We start from the raw sequence: 17,896 nt of genomic DNA, 5'->3' as shown, positions 1-17,896 counted from the left end.
GTGTCAGCCATGAATAAGCAACTGAATATTTCTATCCTAAAACCTTGCCATGAAGATTGGCAAAAAATGACACCCTCTCAACAAGGCAAATTTTGCAATGCTTGTGCAAAAACGGTTGTCGATTTTACCAAAAAATCTGCACAAGAAATACAATCTTTTTTTATTGAAAATAAAGGTAAAAAAGTTTGCGGACGCTTTCAGAAAAGTCAATTAGACACTATTACTATTGAAATTCCTGAGCAAGTTTTATTTCAACAGGTTTCATTTTCTAGAATGTTTTTACTCGCTTTATTGATAACCATGGGTGCAACGTTGATGAGTTGTAATAACGATGGTAAAAAGCAGAAAATAAATCAAGTAATCATATTGGATAGTGTTGCGAAAAACGAAATGATAAATGATTCAATTATTTCTTCAAAAGCAAATAACATATCTGAAAATAAAAAGGATTCAGTTATAAAAGAAACCATAAATATTCCACCCCCTCCATTAGTAACAAATGGCGAAGTGGCTTTTGGTATTGTTATAGAAACCCCTCCCAAATTTAAAGAATCAAAAGCTCAAAACAGTTCTAAAATAAAAGAAGAGTTTAATAAGAAAATGGTTGAATTCATTAATTCCAAACTCGACTTAAAAAATATCCAAAAAATTGTTCCGGCCGGAAAATATAAAAATTATACTCAATTCAAAATTGACAGTTTAGGAAAAGTAACCGACATTAAAACGCGGGCAAAATACCCAATTATCGAATCCGAAATCAACAAAGTAATTGCTGAACTACCCGATTTTACTCCTGCTACTCAAAGACATAGACCGGTAAAAGTAAAATACACAATTCCTATAACTTTTATCGTAGAATAACTACCTTTGGTTTGGTTTTTGACTAGTTTTCGATACACCACGTGAAAACGTGGCACTCGAACTGACGTTTTTATAAATTACATTATGATTAAGAAATTTTTACTTATAGTTTTACTTGCAACCACTTTCGCTAATGCTCAACATACCCTAAATGGAAAAATGCAACCCAATGGCGATTATGAATGGATGATTTTATACCATATGCAAGGAGCAAAACAAAATTATATTGCCAATGCAGATATTGTAGAAGGCGAATTTTCTTTTACTTTGGCGGATAGTTTAGATGTAGGAATATACCGACTAGTTTATGATTTACAGAACCAGCTTTTTGTAGATGTAATTTATAATAACGAGGATATTGCTTTTATCTTTAATCCTGAAAATCCAAATCAAGAAATTCAATTTACGGCATCCGATGAAAATAAACTCTATTATGATTACTTAAACAGCACTACTATTCCACAATATCAATTGGACTCATTGCAGGTGGCTTATTTTAAATCTTTAGACAAACAAAATATTGTAAAGGCGTATGAAAAAAATTATCAAAATCTGAAAAATATTCAGCAACAATTTGAGAAGCAATCCGAAGGAAAATTAGCTCATCATTTTATAAAAGCGAGTGCAAGGTACAATCCAGAAGAGCCCATTGAAAAACCGAATGATTATCTTAAAAGTACCAAAGCACACTTTTTCGATAATGTTGATTTCACCGATAAAACCCTATTGAACTCCACATTTATTACTGATAAAATAAACGACTATATTTTCTACTTAAATGCCTCTGATGATCAAGAAGTAAACAATCAACTTAAAAAAGAAGCGATTTCATCAGTAATTACAAAAATTGGTGAAAATTATAGTTTGGCAAAAGACATTGAAGAAGTATTGTTATACAATTTTACCCAACAACAAAATGTACCCATTGTAAAATTTATTTTAGATAATTACTATACTAAATTACCAACCGAATATCAAGATTTGGCCTTTAAAAAAGATGTTGAAGCCAAAATAAAAACTGCCTTGGGCAACAAAGCCCCTAATATCAGTTGGGCAGACGATAATCTCTACCATTTATCAGGATTCGATAATTATGTAATTGTTTTTTGGAGTACACAATGTGGTCATTGTCTTAAAGAGATTCCTGTATTATATGATTTCTTAAAAGATAATTCTAACACTAAAGTCATTGCCATTGGAATGGAAGAAGATGTGAGCAGACCCATTTGGGATAAAATGGTTTTAAATTATCCGAATTTTATCAATGTGTATGGGGCCAACAAATGGCAAAACAAATTTGCACAAGCATATGGTATCAATTCCACACCGTCCTATTTTATTTTAGATACTGACAAAAACATTATCGCTAAACCAGATGATGTTGAAGAGTTGAAAGTGTTTTTTGAAGTTAAATAATTTTAATTGAAATAACCCCTCCGCCTTTGGCACCTCCCCTTGAAAAAAGGGGAGGAATCATAAAATTAAAAATGATAAAAAGCGTCTTCTAAATGCTCAATTTCAAACTTATTTTTATCATTTATTATGGCTATAATGTCGAAACGAACATTAACATCTAAATCTTTTGAAATTACATAATTGTCAATTGCCATAACCAATAATTTTATCTTCTTAGTTGAAACAAAATCTTGTGGTAAGCCAAAATCTCGGGTAGAACGTGTTTTTACCTCAACAGCTGCTAAAATATCTCCTTTTTGGGCAATTATATCTACTTCTGCCTTTAGATATCTGTAATTAATATCGCGGATTTTATAACCGTTTTTCTTTAAATAAGCAATGGCCAACTCCTCTCCTTTTTTACCTAATTCGTTATGATCAGCCATTTATCTCTCAAACTTAACAACTGTTTTACTCCCTTTTACTTTTAACTCGACTTCCCTTCCTAATATTATTGTTCTATTGTCGGTAATATGCCCAGCAGGAAAATCAAAAGCTACTGGAAAATCATACGCTTTAACGGCATCCAAAATTATTTCCTCATAACTCATTCCAAATTCTGATGGTTCGGACTTCATATTAGACATTCCCCCAATTATTAAACCTTTACAATTTTCAAAATATCCAGCACGTTTTAAACTAATCATCATTCTGTCAATATGATATAAGGCCTCTCCTACTTCTTCTAAATATAAAATTTTCCCGCTAACATCAATTTGCGATTTTGACCCTAACATACTATAAACCAATGATAAATTTCCACCAACTACTACGCCTTCAGCATCTCCTTCACGGTTATAATCAGATTCAGCCACTCGGTATCTAACACGTTTACCAAAAAAAGCTTTTTTTAAGGATTTTATAGCGTAACGTTGTTCTTTTTCATCGGGTTTATAGGTCAAAGGCATAATACCGTGTATGGTTTCAATACCCATTTTATGTATTTCATTATGAAATGCTGTTATATCAGAAAACCCAATTATCCATTTAGGATTTTGTTTAAACTTGGTAAAATCTAAATCATCCAAAATTCGAATTGCCCCATAACCACCTCTGGCACACCAAATCGCTTTAATATTATCGTCATCCAACGCATTTTGGAAATCCGCTAAACGCTCAGCATCCGTACCGGCAAACTTAAAATGCTGGTTAAACAGGTTTTTACCCAATTTCACGCTCAATCCCCACTTTTTTAACAATGCTATACCATTTTCGACTCCTATGGTATCTTTTACTATTCCTGCGGGTGCCAATATCATGACCGTATCACCTTTTTGCAAACTCGGTGGTTTAGTCATAGATTTATCTGTATCATTTTGTCCTAAACAAACTGATGAAATAGAAAAAAGAATAATAATGCTAAAAAATTTTTTCATAATGATTTTGTTAATCTCGTAAAAATAGATAAAATGCTAAATATAACTAGTCTAGTGAGTGCTTTTTCTTATTTTTGAGGGCAATAAATAGTTATTGGGTTATTAAGTTACTGCGTTATTTGGAAGTTAACCAAATTAAACTGAGCATTTAGTTTTAGTAACCTAATAACCAATAACTTAGAAACTATTTGAATTTAGATGAATACTCATAAAAAACCTGCCTTGTCGGCAGACAGGTATACTATTACCGCGGCATTACCTTACACAAATGGTCCAGTTCACATCGGGCATTTGGCGGGTGTGTATGTGCCTGCGGATATTTATGCACGTTATCAACGTTTACAAGGCAATGATGTGTTATACATTTGCGGTTCTGACGAACATGGCGTTCCTATAACCATTAAAGCGAAAAAAGAAGGTATTACACCCCAACAAGTGGTTGATAAATACCACAATATGATTAAAAAATCATTTGAGGAATTTGGAATTTCTTTCGATAATTATTCGCGTACCTCAGCGAAGGTGCATCACGATACGGCTTCTGAATTTTTCAAAAAACTATACGTTGAAGGTAAGTTTATAGAAGAAACTAATGAGCAACTATACGATGCGGAAGCCAATCAATTTTTGGCGGATAGATTTGTGATAGGTACATGCCCTAAATGTGGATTTGAAGAAAGTTATGGTGATCAATGTGAAAATTGCGGAACCAGCCATAATGCAACAGATTTAATCAATCCGAAGTCGGCAATTACAGGAAATACGCCCACTTTAAAAGAAACCAAACACTGGTTTTTACCCTTAGATGAATATCAAGATTGGTTAAGAAGCTGGATTGTTGAAGGACATGCCAATGATTGGAAACCGAATGTGTTGGGGCAAGTAAAATCATGGCTGGACGATGGTTTGCGACCCAGAGCGGTTACCCGTGATCTGGATTGGGGAATTCCAGTTCCCGTAGATGGTGGTGAAGGAAAAGTGTTGTATGTTTGGTTTGATGCTCCTATCGGATACATTTCATCTACCAAAGAATGGGCAGAACGTACAGGCAAAGATTGGGAACTGTATTGGAAGGATAAAGACACCAAATTATTGCATTTTATTGGTAAGGATAATATTGTGTTTCATTGTATTATTTTTCCGAGTATGCTAAAGGCTGAAGGTTCTTATATTTTACCAGAAAACGTTCCTGCCAATGAATTTTTAAACCTCGAAGGAAATAAACTTTCAACCTCAAAAAATTGGGCAGTTTGGTTGCATGAATATTTAGAAGATTTCCCGGATAAACAAGACGTTTTGCGTTATACGTTAACAGCAAATGCCCCCGAAACAAAGGATAATGACTTTACTTGGAAAGATTTTCAAGCAAGGAACAACAATGAGTTGGTTGCCATTTTTGGAAATTTTATTAACCGTGTAGTGGTATTAACCCATAAATATTATGAGGGGATTGTACCTAGCCCAAATACTTTGACCGAAGTAGATGAGGAAACTTTGGCTATGCTAAAAAAATATCCCCAAATCATATCGAAATCCATTGAAAGATACCGTTTTCGAGAAGCACAAAGTGAGTTGATAAATTTAGCCCGTTTAGGTAACAAATATTTAGCAGATGAAGAACCTTGGAAGGTTATAAAACAGGACGAAGAGCGTGTAAAAACGATTATGTACGTTGCCTTACAGATTGCAACTGGACTGTCTATTCTTTCAGAACCATTTTTGCCTTTTACTTCTAAAAAATTAAAAGAAATTCTGAATATTGATGATAGTCTAACTTGGAATGACGTTTCAAAAAAAGAGATTCTTCTACCAACAGGTCATAAAAGCGGAAAGGCAGAATTACTGTTTGCTAAAATTGAAGATGAAGAAATCCAAAAACAATTGGATAAATTGGCGGCTTCTAAAAAAGCAAATGAAATTTCCAACCAATCTATTGAGCCTCAAAAGGAAACTATTGAATTTGACGATTTTACAAAATTAGATATTAGAATTGGCACAATTTTAGAAGCAGTAAAAGTACCTAAGACCAAAAAATTATTACAGCTAAAAGTAGATGTTGGCATAGATGTAAGAACAATTGTTTCGGGCATTGCCGAAAGTTTTAGTCCCGAAGAAGTAATCGGTCAAAAAGTTTCTGTTTTAATCAATTTAACACCGAGAACCATAAAAGGTGTAGAAAGCCAAGGAATGATTTTAATGAGTGATACTCCAGATGGGAAATTGGCGTTTGTTGAGCCAGATGGTAAGGTTGAAAATGGTGTGAAAGTGAGTTAAGAAACCCATCCCTAGCCCTTCCCCAAGGGAAGGGAATTTGTGACAATTATTTTTTATCATACTACAAATCAGCTAAAATTAGTGAATTCGTGGCAAAAGCTGTGGTGAGTGGATAAGTGGAACTAAATCAGATATTAAATCGTTAAAAATTAAAGAATGAAGACCATAAATATAACAATAGTACTAATTGTAATCATATTTTCAAGTTGTAAGTCAAAGCAAAAATTTAATGAAGATGATGAAAAAGCAAAAGAAACGGTTGTGGATATGCATAACAGTATGAATGCTCTAGATTGGAATGGTACATATCAAACTGTTTTGCCTTGTGCAGATTGCGAAGGAATTAATACTGTCCTTATTTTAAATGACGATTTAACTTATACTAAACAGGCAAAGTACTTAGGGAAAAAAGATACCATTTTTAAAGATAAGGGTACTTTTTCTTGGGATAAAACCGGCCAAATAATTACGTTGAATAATGATGAAAAAAATCAATATTTTGTCGGTGAAAATAGGATTTGGATGTTAGATCAAGACGCTAAAAAAATTACAGGTCCCGACGCTTCGGAATTAGCCCAAAACTATATTTTCAATAAGCAACAAACCCAACTTACCAATAGACATTGGAAATTGGTTGAATTGAATGGTCAAAAAGTAAATTACGACAAAAAATCTGGTAATCAGCCTTATATTATTCTTCGTCCCGATGAAGAAAACAAAGTTTATGGAAATGCAGGTTGTAATCGCTTTTTTGGCACTTTTGAGCTTAAAGAAGGTAATCAAATCGCATTTTCGCAACTAGGTGCAACCAAAATGTATTGCTCAAATATGGAAACTGAAAAACAGTTTTTGGAAATACTCCGTACTGCTGATAATTTCTCCTTAAGCGGTGAAACCATGACGTTGAATAAAGCTAAAATGGCTCCGTTGGCAAAGTTCGAGGTTGCTTATTTTGAATAGAGTTTAATTCATACACTTATAGGAAATTCTTCGTTATATTTGCAATATGTATTACAGGAGAAAAGTGGCATTATCGCTTTTACAGGTTTTTAATAATAAACTTGATAAAATTCAACTTCAAAAGTTATTGTTTCTGCATAGTAGATATAAGACTAAAAAGAAAACTTACGATTTTGTACCTTATAAATATGGTTGTTTTTCTTTTCAAGCAAATGCAGATTTAAACACTTTGACAAAATACGGTATTGTTGAAGACTCAACCACTTCGTGGACAAAAATAGATGAAACAAATTATTTAGTACAACTAGACAAAGAGGATAAAAAAATTATATCTGACTTTGCCATTATCTATAAAAATAAATCAAATTATGATTTGATTGATTTAACCTACAAGAGGTATCCTTATTTTGCAATAAACAGTACCATCGCTGAAGAGTACCTCTCGAAATCAGAGTTAAAAAATTTAGATAATTATAGGTCATTTGAAAATAATACTGTTTTATTTACAATTGGTTACGAAGGAATCTCTTTAGAACATTACTTGAATAAGTTAATTAAGAATAACATTAGCCTTCTTTGTGATGTAAGGAAAAATGCGATGAGTATGAAGTATGGCTTTAGTAAAAGTCAATTAAAAAATGCCTGCGAAGGTGTAGGTATAGTTTATAGACATATTCCAGAGGTTGGAATTGACTCTGATAAACGACAAGAATTAAACTCGCAACATGATTATGACAAATTATTTAAAGAATATATTTCGAAAAACCTTTCACAAACATCATTACATCAAAAAGAAATTCTTGATTTATTAAGGAAAAATAAAAGAATTGCATTGACATGCTTTGAAGCTAAAAGTTGTCAATGCCATAGAACACACTTGGCCAATGCCATTGCAAAGTTTGAAGAATTTGAATACAAAGTTGAGCATATTTAAAGAATGGCTGTTAAAAAAATTCTTATAACCGTTACTACTTATCCGCTTCCTTCTAGAAGTTATGATGAATTAGTATGTACTGCTGGAGTTTTAGAGGACGGATCTTGGATTAGAGTTTACCCAATCCCGTTAAGTTTTCTTAATCAAATTAAAAAAGATACTGGTTTTAAAAAATATACATGGATAGAGCTTGATGTAAAAGAAAGAACAGATGATTTTAGACCAGAAAGTCATTCACCATGTAACTATCGTTTTAAGATTATAGATACATTAGATACCAAAAATTATTGGAAAGAACGAAAACACTTCTGTTTAAAAGATGTTTACACAAATAAAGCTAAGCTTCTTGCAGATTCTAAAAACCCAACAAATGTTTCGTTGGCTACTTTTAAACCCTCTAAAATTACTAAATTTCTTGTAGAAGGTGATTCCAAAGAATGGAAAGATGAATGGGTAGAATTAAGAAAACAAACTGATTTGTTTGCGGAAATTGATGCAAACCCAGAAAAACTAATTCCTAAAGTACCGTACAAATTTTCATATGTTTTTGAAGATGATGAAGGAGTTTCTAGCAAATTAATGATTGAAGACTGGGAAATTTTCCAACTTTATTGGAATTGCCTAAAGGACGCTAAAGGAAATAAAGAGATTGCAATAGAAAAGGTAAAACAAAAATACTTCGATACTTTCGTTAGTCAAAACGATATTTACTTATTTTTAGGTACTACGATGGAATGGCATAGAAGAAGAGCTCCAAATCCTTTTGTAATTATTGGAGTCTTTTATCCCAAAAAAGAAAATCAATTAAGTTTAGAATTGTAATATACCTAAACATTTTCTTACCCTAACCTTATTTAGATTGAATAAAAATAACTAAATTTGCCTAGTTATTTAATCATCTTTACGGTTTTGGGTAAAAAGAAGAAAAAGAAAGCAATCAAAAAATTACAAAAATTAGGGTTAATCCCTGAAAAAGTAAAAAGCGATTGCTGTAAAAAATATAAAAAGAGTGAACAAAAGCGTTGCAAAAAATGCCCTTGCTTTGATTTGCTTAAAAAGGTGGCATAAACTTGCAAGACAAAAATCACACTTCAATATTAGCGTGTTTTGCCACGAATTCACAAATTAAAAAAATAGCTATCTTGAATGACGATCACTAATCAAAAATCTTAAGATTTTTTGGTGAAATTAGTTTTGCTTATAGTCTTAATACTGAAGAATTAGTGAATTCGTGGCATTAATTGAGTTTATATAATTACGGTTGATTACTTCGACAAAAATCTTCTTTTCTACAAGATAGTTTTTATATTGCATCCGCTAAAATTATCCAATGTTACACTATATAAAATCGCACACCAACCTTCCTGAAAGAGGCATTAAAAACACTATTGAACTACTTAATCAAGATTGTACCATACCTTTTATTTCGCGTTACCGAAAAGAAGCAACAGGTAACTTAGACGAAGTTCAAATTGGAGATATTGTCAAGTATAAAGAACAATTCGAGACCTTAGAAAAACGGAAACTTTCCATAATAAAATCATTAGATGAGCAAGAAGTTTTAACTGATGAGCTCAAACAAAAAGTTGAATCGGCTGGCGATTTAACCACTTTAGAAGACCTCTATTTACCTTTCAAGAAAAAGCGTAAAACCAAAGCAGAAACCGCTCGAAAAAATGGATTAGAACCATTGGCTAAAATTATAATGGCACAGCGAGCAACAGATATTGAGTCCATTACCCATAAATACCTGAATGCTGAGGTAAAAAATATTACAGATGCTTTAGAAGGTGCACAACATATTATGGCAGAATGGATTAATGAACGTACCGATATTAGAAATAATATCCGAAGACAGTTAGAACGTCATGCTCAAATTACTACTAAAGTAATTGGCACTAAAAAAGACGATGAAAAAGCTCAAAAATTCAGGGATTATTTTGATTGGTCAGAAAGTTTAAACCGTTGTCCTTCTCATCGCTTATTGGCGATTTTAAGAGCCGAAAAAGAAGGTTTTATTAGGGTTAAAATTGAAATTGATGATGAAAAGGCGTTGAATAATATCGAAAATAGTATTCTTCGCTCCGATGGCGAATCTGCAGAGCAAATAACATTAGCAATTCAAGATTCCTACAAACGTTTATTATTCCCAGCCTTGTCCAATGAAATTTTAATTCTCGCCAAAGAAAAAGCAGATGATAATGCCATTCAAGTTTTTGCTAAGAATTTAAAACAATTACTGCTCGGTGCACCATTGGGTGAAAAGAATATTTTAGCCATTGATCCGGGATTTAGAACGGGTTGCAAAGTGGTGTGTTTAAACGCTCAGGGCGGATTGGAGCACAACGAAACCATTTATCCACATGCTCCCCAAAACGACAGTATTGGAGCAATTAAAAAGATTAGCTCCTTGGTTGATGCTTATAAAATTGAGGCAATTGCAATTGGTAACGGCACAGCATCTCGTGAAACGGAACGATTAATCCGTAAAATCAGATTTAATAAAGACATCCAGGTTTTTGTGGTGAGTGAGGCCGGAGCTTCAATTTATTCGGCTTCAAAAATTGCCAGGGATGAGTTTCCAAACTATGATGTAACCGTGCGTGGTGCGGTTTCAATTGGTAGAAGATTGGCAGATCCTTTAGCAGAATTGGTAAAAATTGATGCAAAATCCATCGGTGTTGGACAATATCAACATGATGTGGATCAAACTAAATTAAAAAGCAGTTTGGATACTGTGGTGGAAAGTTGCGTAAATACTATCGGTGTAAATATTAATACGGCAAGCGAATCCTTATTAAGCTATGTATCCGGAATCGGTCCCAAATTAGCAGAAAACATAGTTGCTTATCGCGATAAAAATGGTGCTTATACTTCAAGAAACGAAATAAAAAAAGTAGCCAGATTGGGAGATAAAGCTTTTGAACAAGGTGCCGGGTTTTTACGTATTAAAAATGCGAAAAATCCGTTGGATGATTCAGCAGTGCATCCTGAAAGCTATACTATTGTTGAAAAAATGGCAAAAGGTGTAAATAAAAATATAGAAGATTTAATAGGAAATAATGAAACCCTTCAAAAAATAGATTTACAAAAATATACAAGTAAAACAGTAGGTTTGCCAACTTTGACCGATATCCTTTCTGAACTGGAAAAACCAGGATTAGACCCTCGCGAAAAAGCAAAAGTATTTACATTTAATCAAAACATTAAAACCATAAACGATGTTAAAGAAGGGCAATTATTACCAGGAATTGTCAACAACATTACCAATTTTGGCTGTTTTGTAGATATTGGAATCAAAGAAAGTGGATTGATTCATGTTTCAAACTTATCGGATTCTTTTGTAAAGGATGTAAGCGAACACGTTAGTTTACACCAGCAAATTATCGTAAAAGTATTGGAGGTTGATGTGGCAAGAGAACGGATACAATTGAAATTGCACCAGAAGACCTGACAGGTTTTAAAAAACCTGTCAGGTCTAATTAACCAAAAAATTTTACGCCGAATTTCTTGCCGCATTAATATTACCGAACAACGAACGCGTTACCAATTTTTCGTAAATCTTAATCTGATCTTTATCTTTTGGGTCTTCCTTTTCCAATTGTTGAATCTTTTTTAAAGCATATTGTTGAATGGTCAACAATGGTAATACAATAGATTCTCGAATATCAATAGAGGCTTTTCCTGCTGGTTCATTTTCCATTAAGGCTTTAGAACCTGTTAATTTTAGCAACAATTCTTTTGTAGTTTTATACTCTTCGTGAATAACATCCCAAAACGGGCCGAATTCAGCATCTTCCGACATGTATTTGGTCAAATCAAAAAAGGATTTAGACAAGGCCATCATACTGTTTTCAACTAAAGTTTTAAAGAACTTAGAGTTTTTGTACAACGCTTCTACTTTGTCGAATTCGCCTTTATCTTCATATTTTTTCAATGCTGTTCCCACTCCGTAAAATCCTGGAACGTTTTGTTTTAACTGGCTCCAAGACCCCACAAAAGGAATGGCCCGTAAATCCTCAAATTTTAATGTATCTGATTTTCCTCTTTTTGTTGGGCGACTACCAATATTTGTTTTGGCGTAATATTTTAAAGTACTCATACGTTCCAAATAAGGCACAAACATCGGGTGATTCTTAAAATCGACATATTTTTTATAACTGATCTCTGCCAGTTCTTCCATAACTTTTCGGTCATCTTCAGTCATTGGTAAATTGGTTTCCAGCTTATTATAAATACCAGAACTTATCAATTGTTCCAAATTATATTGCGATGATTCCAACGTTCCAAAATTAGAACTGATGGTTTGTCCTTGAATAGTCAACTGTACTTGTTTTGCCTCAATTGTTGGCCCCAACGAAGCGTAGAATTGATGTGTTTTACCTCCACCTCTTGCTGGTGGTCCACCTCTACCATCAAAGAAAATAACATCGATATTGTATTTTCTAGAAACTTCTGTCAATCGTTCTTTGGCTTTAAAAATAGCCCAGTTTGCCATTAAATAACCCCCATCTTTAGTGCCATCAGAAAAACCGAGCATTATCAATTGTTTGTTCTGACGCTTTTTTAAATGTTTTGCATAGGCAGGATTCGTATATAACTCTTCCATAACCTCATGGGCAATTTCCAAATCTGGAACGGTTTCGAATAACGGACCAATATCTAATGTTAAATCATCACCAAAAGCGGCCAATTTTAACATAGCAAACAACTGCATAACGTGCAATGTACTTTGGGTGTTACTAATTATATATCTGTGTACGGCACGTTCTCCATTCGTTTGTTGAATCTGCTTAACGATGTTAATTGTTTCGAATGTTTTTAATAACTCTTCATCTTTAAAAACTGATAAATCAACCTTACCTTTTACTTCTGATAATATTTTAACTTGTTTTTTAGCTGGCAGTTCAAAATAATCATTAGGAAAAATATCGCTTTTAAACTTTATCAATCCTTTCGCCAAAGTGTTAAAAACGCCTTCGTGAACACGACTATCTTGCCTAATATCTAAAATGGCAAAATGGTAACCGAACAAGCGGATTTTATTCAACAAACTATTGATTTCAGTCAAATATAAAGATTGATGCTCTTTAATAACCAAACTTCTAATTTCTTTTAATTCCGCCTCAAAGTCGTTTAGACTTATTTCAGGTTCGGCATCATCGTCTATAAAACTATGATATAATTTTCTCTCTAACGTTCCAACACGTTCTTCTAAGCCGTTAAAGGTCAGTTTTCGCTTTAGTCTTCTTATATCCCTATAATAATTTTTAAGAATGGTCTGCTTTAATCTGTTGGCAACTTTTAATGTTATTTCAGGGGTTACAAAAGGATTTCCATCTCTATCACCGCCTGGCCAAAATCCAACATTTATTATGTTGTTGTCAATATCCCTATTATTAAAAATATTTTGCTGAATATAATCGAAAATAGCACCGAAAGAATAATAAAATACATTTTCCAAATACCAAATCAAACTTACAGCCTCATCATAAGGTGTGGGTTTTTTCTTTTTATAAAATGGGGTTTTGCCCAGTTGAGCCAATAATTGGTTTATAGCCAATAGATCGTTTTGTCTAATGGCTTCGGTAAGATCTGTTATAATTCCGAGAACACTGCCAGGATAGAACTGCGTTGGATGGGCCGTAAGTACAATCCGTACCTTAAACTCCTCCAAATATTGCCTTAAGACTTCTAATTTATGGTCAGAAGCAGCGGACTCCTTTAAACTCCGCAGTGTACCTATTCCGTCCATATTAATGACCACAGGAAATGAAGCATCTTCAATGGCATCGAACAAAACTACCTGTCTTTCAATATATTGTATAAAACGAAACAGTAAGTTAATTTGACTTTCTTCAGATCTTCTAGCCTGATATTTTTTAAAGAAGGTATCAACTATTGTAGTTGGGTCGTCACCATCGCCAAAACCCTTTTTACAAGTTTCGTGAAATAAAGGCAATAACACACCTGTTTTGGTAATAGAATCAAAAGGCAATGTCATAAAAATACTATTGTAAAGTTGGTATTTAGACAATACGTTTTGATTGAATCGTTGTAATTTTGGTTGTACGGACATATATTAATTTAGGTTATTTCGGTAAAAATACTAAAGCCTAAGCAAAAGCAAAAGAACACTAGTAATTTTTGCGGATTCTATAATTTATTAAAATGGAATTTGTATTTTCTTTAGATTTATGAACAATATCAAAGGAATGTATAACATAGTTATTTAAAAGCAAAGAAAAAAGTGATTGAGCAATTTGTTTTACGATTCTGAAGTTTCCTTTTCCTTTTTGTCACTTTTTATAAAGGAAAGTTTATAAACTAAGAACTGATTTTGACTTTTTGCGTTTAAGTGAAGGTTAGTTTAAGAAAAAAAGACCATCCGTAAGGTTGCGGACAGTCTTTTTATTTTTATTCTTAAATTTTAATTATTCTGGCTGCTGAACCTCTGGTTCTTCTTCTGTGTCTCTTGCACCTAAAAAGAAAAGTGCTGCACCCAATACAATAAGTCCTATTCTGATAATCCAGCCTACTGTTGTGCCCCAACTATCAATCCACATTAGGATTCTAAGATTGTAATTGAAAAAAGATAAAATAATTGATGCTACTCCGAAGATTGCGATATAACCGCCTAGTTTTGACATAATTTTTGGTTTTTGGTTAATATTTTATAACTATTAAACGGAGTAAATGTAGAAAAGTTATGTTTTTGATAAATTAATAAACCTATTTTCGTGTGGTTTGAAAGTATAATTGAACCATTTGAAGTAATATTCAAAACTAAAAAGACCGCCTTTTCGGGCGGTCTTCCACTTTTTCTCGCTCAAAGCGATTTTCCGCCTCTAGCTTTAGTAAAGTAATAACGCTTAAGACGTAAATATATTTTTTACAGCATCATTTATTTTGCTAAAAACTTATTCCGCTACAAATGAATCTATGGTTTTATCTATATCTTCTTTTGTTTTTGAGAAATCTTGAGAAAATAAGTGCTCGTATAGATGTTTACCATCTGTTTTATCTTTCAATTTAAGGTTCTTGTTTTTAGCAAATACATTATTCCATTTGGCTCTAACCAAAGACCAAGTCTCTTGGTTCTCTTTCCACCATTCTTGTGCTGCTTTACATTTGTTATCATCAACCTTGTTATAAGTATTTAATCCCTTTTCTTGGGCTAAAACAATATCTTCTTGGCCTTCTTTTCTAATAACTTTATCGTTATCCTGATCATGAATCCAACCTTGTTCTGTAATAGCGTGCTTATTGGTGCGTATTGTTACGTTATAATCATTTCTTTTGGTATATTCTCGTCTTGGCAATGGAGCATCGGTTGTATTTTCCCAAGTGCTATTGCCATCAACATGAACCCAAGTTGCAGAGCCTTCGTAACGCGGACTATCATCAACTTGAAATACTTTTTGTGTCCACTGTCCTTTTACGTCACTTTTAGGAAGGTTAACATAGTTCCATTTGTTATCGCCATTATAAGTGTACAAATCGGTATTTTCATACAACCAATCTTGACGCCAATGCTTAATTATTTTAGGGCTTGAAGGTCTGCCTACCAATAATAAATGTTGCATTACAATTTTGTTGTCACTGTCTTCTACTAATTCTACCCACTCCAAACCTTTATCATGTTTTACTTTTGAAGGTACATAAGTGCTGTCATCGGAATACCGAAAAGTTTCAGCAAAGTTAAAGCTAACCTCATAACAACCGCACATATCTTTTATGGCTTTCTGATCTTGTTCTTTTTTGTTTTGTGCATTTCCAATAAATGAAAATGTTAAAATTAGTACTGATAATAATGCTACTTTTCTCATTCTTAAAATGTTATTTGATTGATTAAAAAAATATTTAAAATTTTACTTATTCTTATTTAGATTAAATCTAAATAACTTATATATTTGCGACAAATTTAATTAAGAATGATTCTAAATAACAAATATTTTGGTATTTATTTTTTACTTTTTTTTAGTACTTCAATCTTTCCTCAAGAAAATAAAGAAGTAACAAAGGATTCTATAAAGGTTGAAAATTTAGAGGAAGTCATTGTTACCGCCACAAGAACCATTAGGCAACTGTCATCTTTACCTCTCCCGGCTCAAATTATTTCACAAAAAGACATTAAACGTTCCAATTCTGTTCGACTGAACGATATTCTGAATGAACAAACCGGTCTGATTACCGTGCCCGACTTTGGTGGTGGCGAGGGTATTCAAATGCAAGGTCTAGACGCCGAATACACTTTAATTCTTGTTGATGGAGTACCCCTCGTTGGGCGTTTAGCGGGCACCTTGGATATTAGTAGAATTACCGTTGGAAATATAAAGCAAATAGAGGTGGTTAGGGGTGCCTCTTCCAGTTTATATGGAAGTGAAGCACTTGGCGGTGTTATTAATATTATTACAGAAAATGCTAAAAATGGTTTAAGAGGAGATATAAATTATAGATTAGGCTCTTTTAACACGCATGATTTAAGCACAACTTTAAGTCATAAAAAGGATAAATTGGGTTTGAGTGCTTTCTTTAATAGATATAGTAGCGATGGTTATGATTTAAATGAAAACGATGAGCTAAATACTGTTGATCCATTTAGGAACTATACACTGAATACAAAAATTACTTATGATTTTTCGGATGATACCGACATGCTTATTTCTGGAAAATATTATAATCAAAAGCAAGATTATATAGCATCTTCTCTTCTAAAAGGTGAGACCGAAATAGAAGATTGGAATACACACATAAAACTAAACCATACATATGGTAAAAAGTGGAGCAGTTATTTTGAGTTTTATACAACCCAATATAATGCAAATGAATATTTAGATGATGAAAATTCAGCTTCTATTAGTAATGCTTACTACAAGCAATTATTGATTCGTCCAGAAGTTAGGGGAACATACAGCCCTAATAAAAAATCATCATTTATCGGTGGCGTTGGTTTTAATCATGAAACATTGGATAGAACTGATTTTACAGAAAAACCTGTATACAATTCGCCATATCTTTATTTACAGTATGATGGTAATCCTACCGAAAGGCTAAATTTAATATTAGGAGCCAGATTTGATAGCCACAGTAAATACAAATCTCAATTCAGCCCAAAAGCGGCTTTACGCTACAAAATAAATGAAAAATTAGCCTTTAAAGGTTCTGTTGGATATGGATTTAAAGCTCCTGATTTTAGACAACTATATTTCGATTTTACAAATACCTCCGTTGGCTATACTATTTTAGGGTATAACGCTGTACCAGATGCAATCCAAGCATTAGAGAATAATGGAGAAATTGCAAATATTATTATTCCCGTAGAGGAATTTAATAGTGAATTAAAACCTGAAAACTCCATTAGTATAGATTTGGGTTTTGATTACAACATTTCTACTAATCTCAAACTCGACATCAACCTATTTAGGAATAACATTAACGATTTAATCGACACCCGTGTTATTGCCAATAAAACAAACGGACAAAGTGTATTCAGCTATTTCAATATTGATAAAGTCTATACACAGGGTTTAGAATTCAACGCCGTTTGGAAACCTAATAATCAATTAAAGGTTTCAGGAGGCTATCAATTGTTGTTTGCGAAAGATAAAGATGTTGAAAAAGCTTTTAAAAACGGAGAAGTATTCGCTAGGGAAAGTGCAAGTTCCCCTTCCTTTCAACTGCAAAAAGATGATTATTTTGGGCTATACAACCGCTCTCGCCACATGGCAAACTTAAAAATATTTTACACCATTCCTGCTTGGGGCCTTGATACTAATATTAGAGGAACCTATCGAAGTAAATACGGTCTTTTTGATACCAACGGCAATGACTATTTAGATAGCTATGACAACTTTGTAGATGGCTATACCATTATAGATTTTGCCTTAAATAAAACCATTTATAAGAATTATCAATTGGGTGTGGGTATAGACAATATTTTCAATTTTACAGACCCACAGAACATCAGCAATATTGCTGGTAGAATACTATACGCAAAACTTAATATTCAATTTTAATACTTAAATACAATCAA

General features: G+C 33.0%; 14 protein-coding genes. 9 read left to right on the top strand and 5 right to left on the bottom strand.

The features are described from left to right. Positions 1–9 precede the first annotated feature (9 nt). On the top strand, positions 10–861 hold the full coding sequence (locus UMM65_RS11815; RefSeq protein WP_321976769.1) for a hypothetical protein: 852 nt from the start codon (positions 10–12) through the stop codon (positions 859–861). A gap of 84 nt (positions 862–945) precedes the next feature. After that, complete coding sequence (locus UMM65_RS11810; protein WP_321976768.1) at positions 946–2,277, top strand: TlpA family protein disulfide reductase; 1,332 nt, start codon at positions 946–948, stop codon at positions 2,275–2,277. Positions 2,278–2,342: 65 nt separating this feature from the next. Here UMM65_RS11810 and UMM65_RS11805 read toward each other — a convergent pair whose 3' ends face one another. Together UMM65_RS11805 and UMM65_RS11800 are read right to left on the bottom strand one after the other, a co-directional pair. Continuing rightward, a complete protein-coding gene (locus UMM65_RS11805) occupies positions 2,343–2,702 on the bottom strand; it encodes a YraN family protein (RefSeq protein WP_321976767.1) in 360 nt (119 codons plus the stop codon). Beyond that, positions 2,703–3,692 carry a S66 peptidase family protein gene (locus UMM65_RS11800; RefSeq protein ID WP_321976765.1) on the bottom strand — a complete coding sequence of 330 codons (990 nt, stop codon included), beginning with the start codon at positions 3,690–3,692 and terminating at the stop codon, positions 2,703–2,705. Between the two features lie 198 nt (positions 3,693–3,890). Here UMM65_RS11800 and metG point away from each other — a divergent pair, with 198 nt between their 5' ends. The 6 genes from metG (at position 3,891) to UMM65_RS11770 (ending at position 11,314) form a co-directional block, all read left to right on the top strand. Then, positions 3,891–5,966, top strand: a complete 2,076-nt coding sequence (gene metG, locus UMM65_RS11795; protein ID WP_321976764.1) for a methionine--tRNA ligase — start codon at positions 3,891–3,893, stop codon at positions 5,964–5,966. Between the two features lie 156 nt (positions 5,967–6,122). Next, the gene (locus tag UMM65_RS11790) at positions 6,123–6,926 is read left to right on the top strand and encodes a copper resistance protein NlpE N-terminal domain-containing protein (RefSeq protein ID WP_321976763.1); all 804 of its coding nucleotides are present in this window, start codon (positions 6,123–6,125) and stop codon (positions 6,924–6,926) included. Positions 6,927–6,972: 46 nt separating this feature from the next. Further along, the gene (locus UMM65_RS11785; RefSeq protein ID WP_321976762.1) at positions 6,973–7,860 is read left to right on the top strand and encodes a DUF488 domain-containing protein; all 888 of its coding nucleotides are present in this window, start codon (positions 6,973–6,975) and stop codon (positions 7,858–7,860) included. Between the two features lie 3 nt (positions 7,861–7,863). Then, positions 7,864–8,682 carry a hypothetical protein gene (locus UMM65_RS11780; protein ID WP_321976761.1) on the top strand — a complete coding sequence of 273 codons (819 nt, stop codon included), beginning with the start codon at positions 7,864–7,866 and terminating at the stop codon, positions 8,680–8,682. 87 nt (positions 8,683–8,769) lie between these two features. Beyond that, a complete protein-coding gene (locus UMM65_RS11775; RefSeq protein WP_321976760.1) occupies positions 8,770–8,928 on the top strand; it encodes a hypothetical protein in 159 nt (52 codons plus the stop codon). Positions 8,929–9,190: 262 nt separating this feature from the next. After that, on the top strand, positions 9,191–11,314 hold the full coding sequence (locus tag UMM65_RS11770; RefSeq protein WP_321976759.1) for a Tex family protein: 2,124 nt from the start codon (positions 9,191–9,193) through the stop codon (positions 11,312–11,314). 42 nt (positions 11,315–11,356) lie between these two features. Here UMM65_RS11770 and UMM65_RS11765 read toward each other — a convergent pair whose 3' ends face one another. From UMM65_RS11765 to UMM65_RS11755, 3 genes are all read right to left on the bottom strand, one after another. Then, complete coding sequence (locus UMM65_RS11765) at positions 11,357–13,939, bottom strand: phosphoenolpyruvate carboxylase (RefSeq protein ID WP_321976757.1); 2,583 nt, start codon at positions 13,937–13,939, stop codon at positions 11,357–11,359. A gap of 355 nt (positions 13,940–14,294) precedes the next feature. After that, positions 14,295–14,510: a hypothetical protein gene (locus tag UMM65_RS11760; protein ID WP_321976756.1), complete on the bottom strand. Its 216-nt coding sequence runs from the start codon at positions 14,508–14,510 to the stop codon at positions 14,295–14,297. 270 nt (positions 14,511–14,780) lie between these two features. Continuing rightward, entirely contained in the window at positions 14,781–15,689 is a 909-nt protein-coding gene (locus tag UMM65_RS11755; protein WP_321976755.1) for a DUF6607 family protein, read from the bottom strand. A 105-nt stretch (positions 15,690–15,794) separates the two neighbouring features. On the opposite strand from UMM65_RS11755, the gene UMM65_RS11750 reads away from it, so the two are divergent. Further along, entirely contained in the window at positions 15,795–17,879 is a 2,085-nt protein-coding gene (locus UMM65_RS11750) for a TonB-dependent receptor plug domain-containing protein (protein WP_321976754.1), read from the top strand. Positions 17,880–17,896: the final 17 nt, after the last annotated feature.

This window comes from Aureibaculum koreense (assembly GCF_034296135.1).
GTDB lineage: Bacteria > Bacteroidota > Bacteroidia > Flavobacteriales > Flavobacteriaceae > Aureibaculum.
The sequence above is the reverse complement of the archived record's forward strand: the minus strand, read 5'-3'. Positions and strand labels throughout refer to the sequence as shown.

Bases quoted from the DNA above. Each gene is read 5' to 3' on its own strand.
- UMM65_RS11800 (WP_321976765.1), bottom strand. From the start codon at position 3,692: ATGAAAAAATTTTTTAGCATTATTATTCTTTTTTCTATTTCATCAGTT.
- UMM65_RS11770 (WP_321976759.1), top strand. From the start codon at position 9,191: ATGTTACACTATATAAAATCGCACACCAACCTTCCTGAAAGAGGCATT.
- UMM65_RS11760 (WP_321976756.1), bottom strand. From the start codon at position 14,510: ATGTCAAAACTAGGCGGTTATATCGCAATCTTCGGAGTAGCATCAATT.
- UMM65_RS11810 (WP_321976768.1), top strand. From the start codon at position 946: ATGATTAAGAAATTTTTACTTATAGTTTTACTTGCAACCACTTTCGCT.
- UMM65_RS11805 (WP_321976767.1), bottom strand. From the start codon at position 2,702: ATGGCTGATCATAACGAATTAGGTAAAAAAGGAGAGGAGTTGGCCATT.
- metG (WP_321976764.1), top strand. From the start codon at position 3,891: ATGAATACTCATAAAAAACCTGCCTTGTCGGCAGACAGGTATACTATT.
- UMM65_RS11815 (WP_321976769.1), top strand. From the start codon at position 10: ATGAATAAGCAACTGAATATTTCTATCCTAAAACCTTGCCATGAAGAT.
- UMM65_RS11765 (WP_321976757.1), bottom strand. From the start codon at position 13,939: ATGTCCGTACAACCAAAATTACAACGATTCAATCAAAACGTATTGTCT.
- UMM65_RS11755 (WP_321976755.1), bottom strand. From the start codon at position 15,689: ATGAGAAAAGTAGCATTATTATCAGTACTAATTTTAACATTTTCATTT.
- UMM65_RS11790 (WP_321976763.1), top strand. From the start codon at position 6,123: ATGAAGACCATAAATATAACAATAGTACTAATTGTAATCATATTTTCA.
- UMM65_RS11780 (WP_321976761.1), top strand. From the start codon at position 7,864: ATGGCTGTTAAAAAAATTCTTATAACCGTTACTACTTATCCGCTTCCT.
- UMM65_RS11785 (WP_321976762.1), top strand. From the start codon at position 6,973: ATGTATTACAGGAGAAAAGTGGCATTATCGCTTTTACAGGTTTTTAAT.
- UMM65_RS11750 (WP_321976754.1), top strand. From the start codon at position 15,795: ATGATTCTAAATAACAAATATTTTGGTATTTATTTTTTACTTTTTTTT.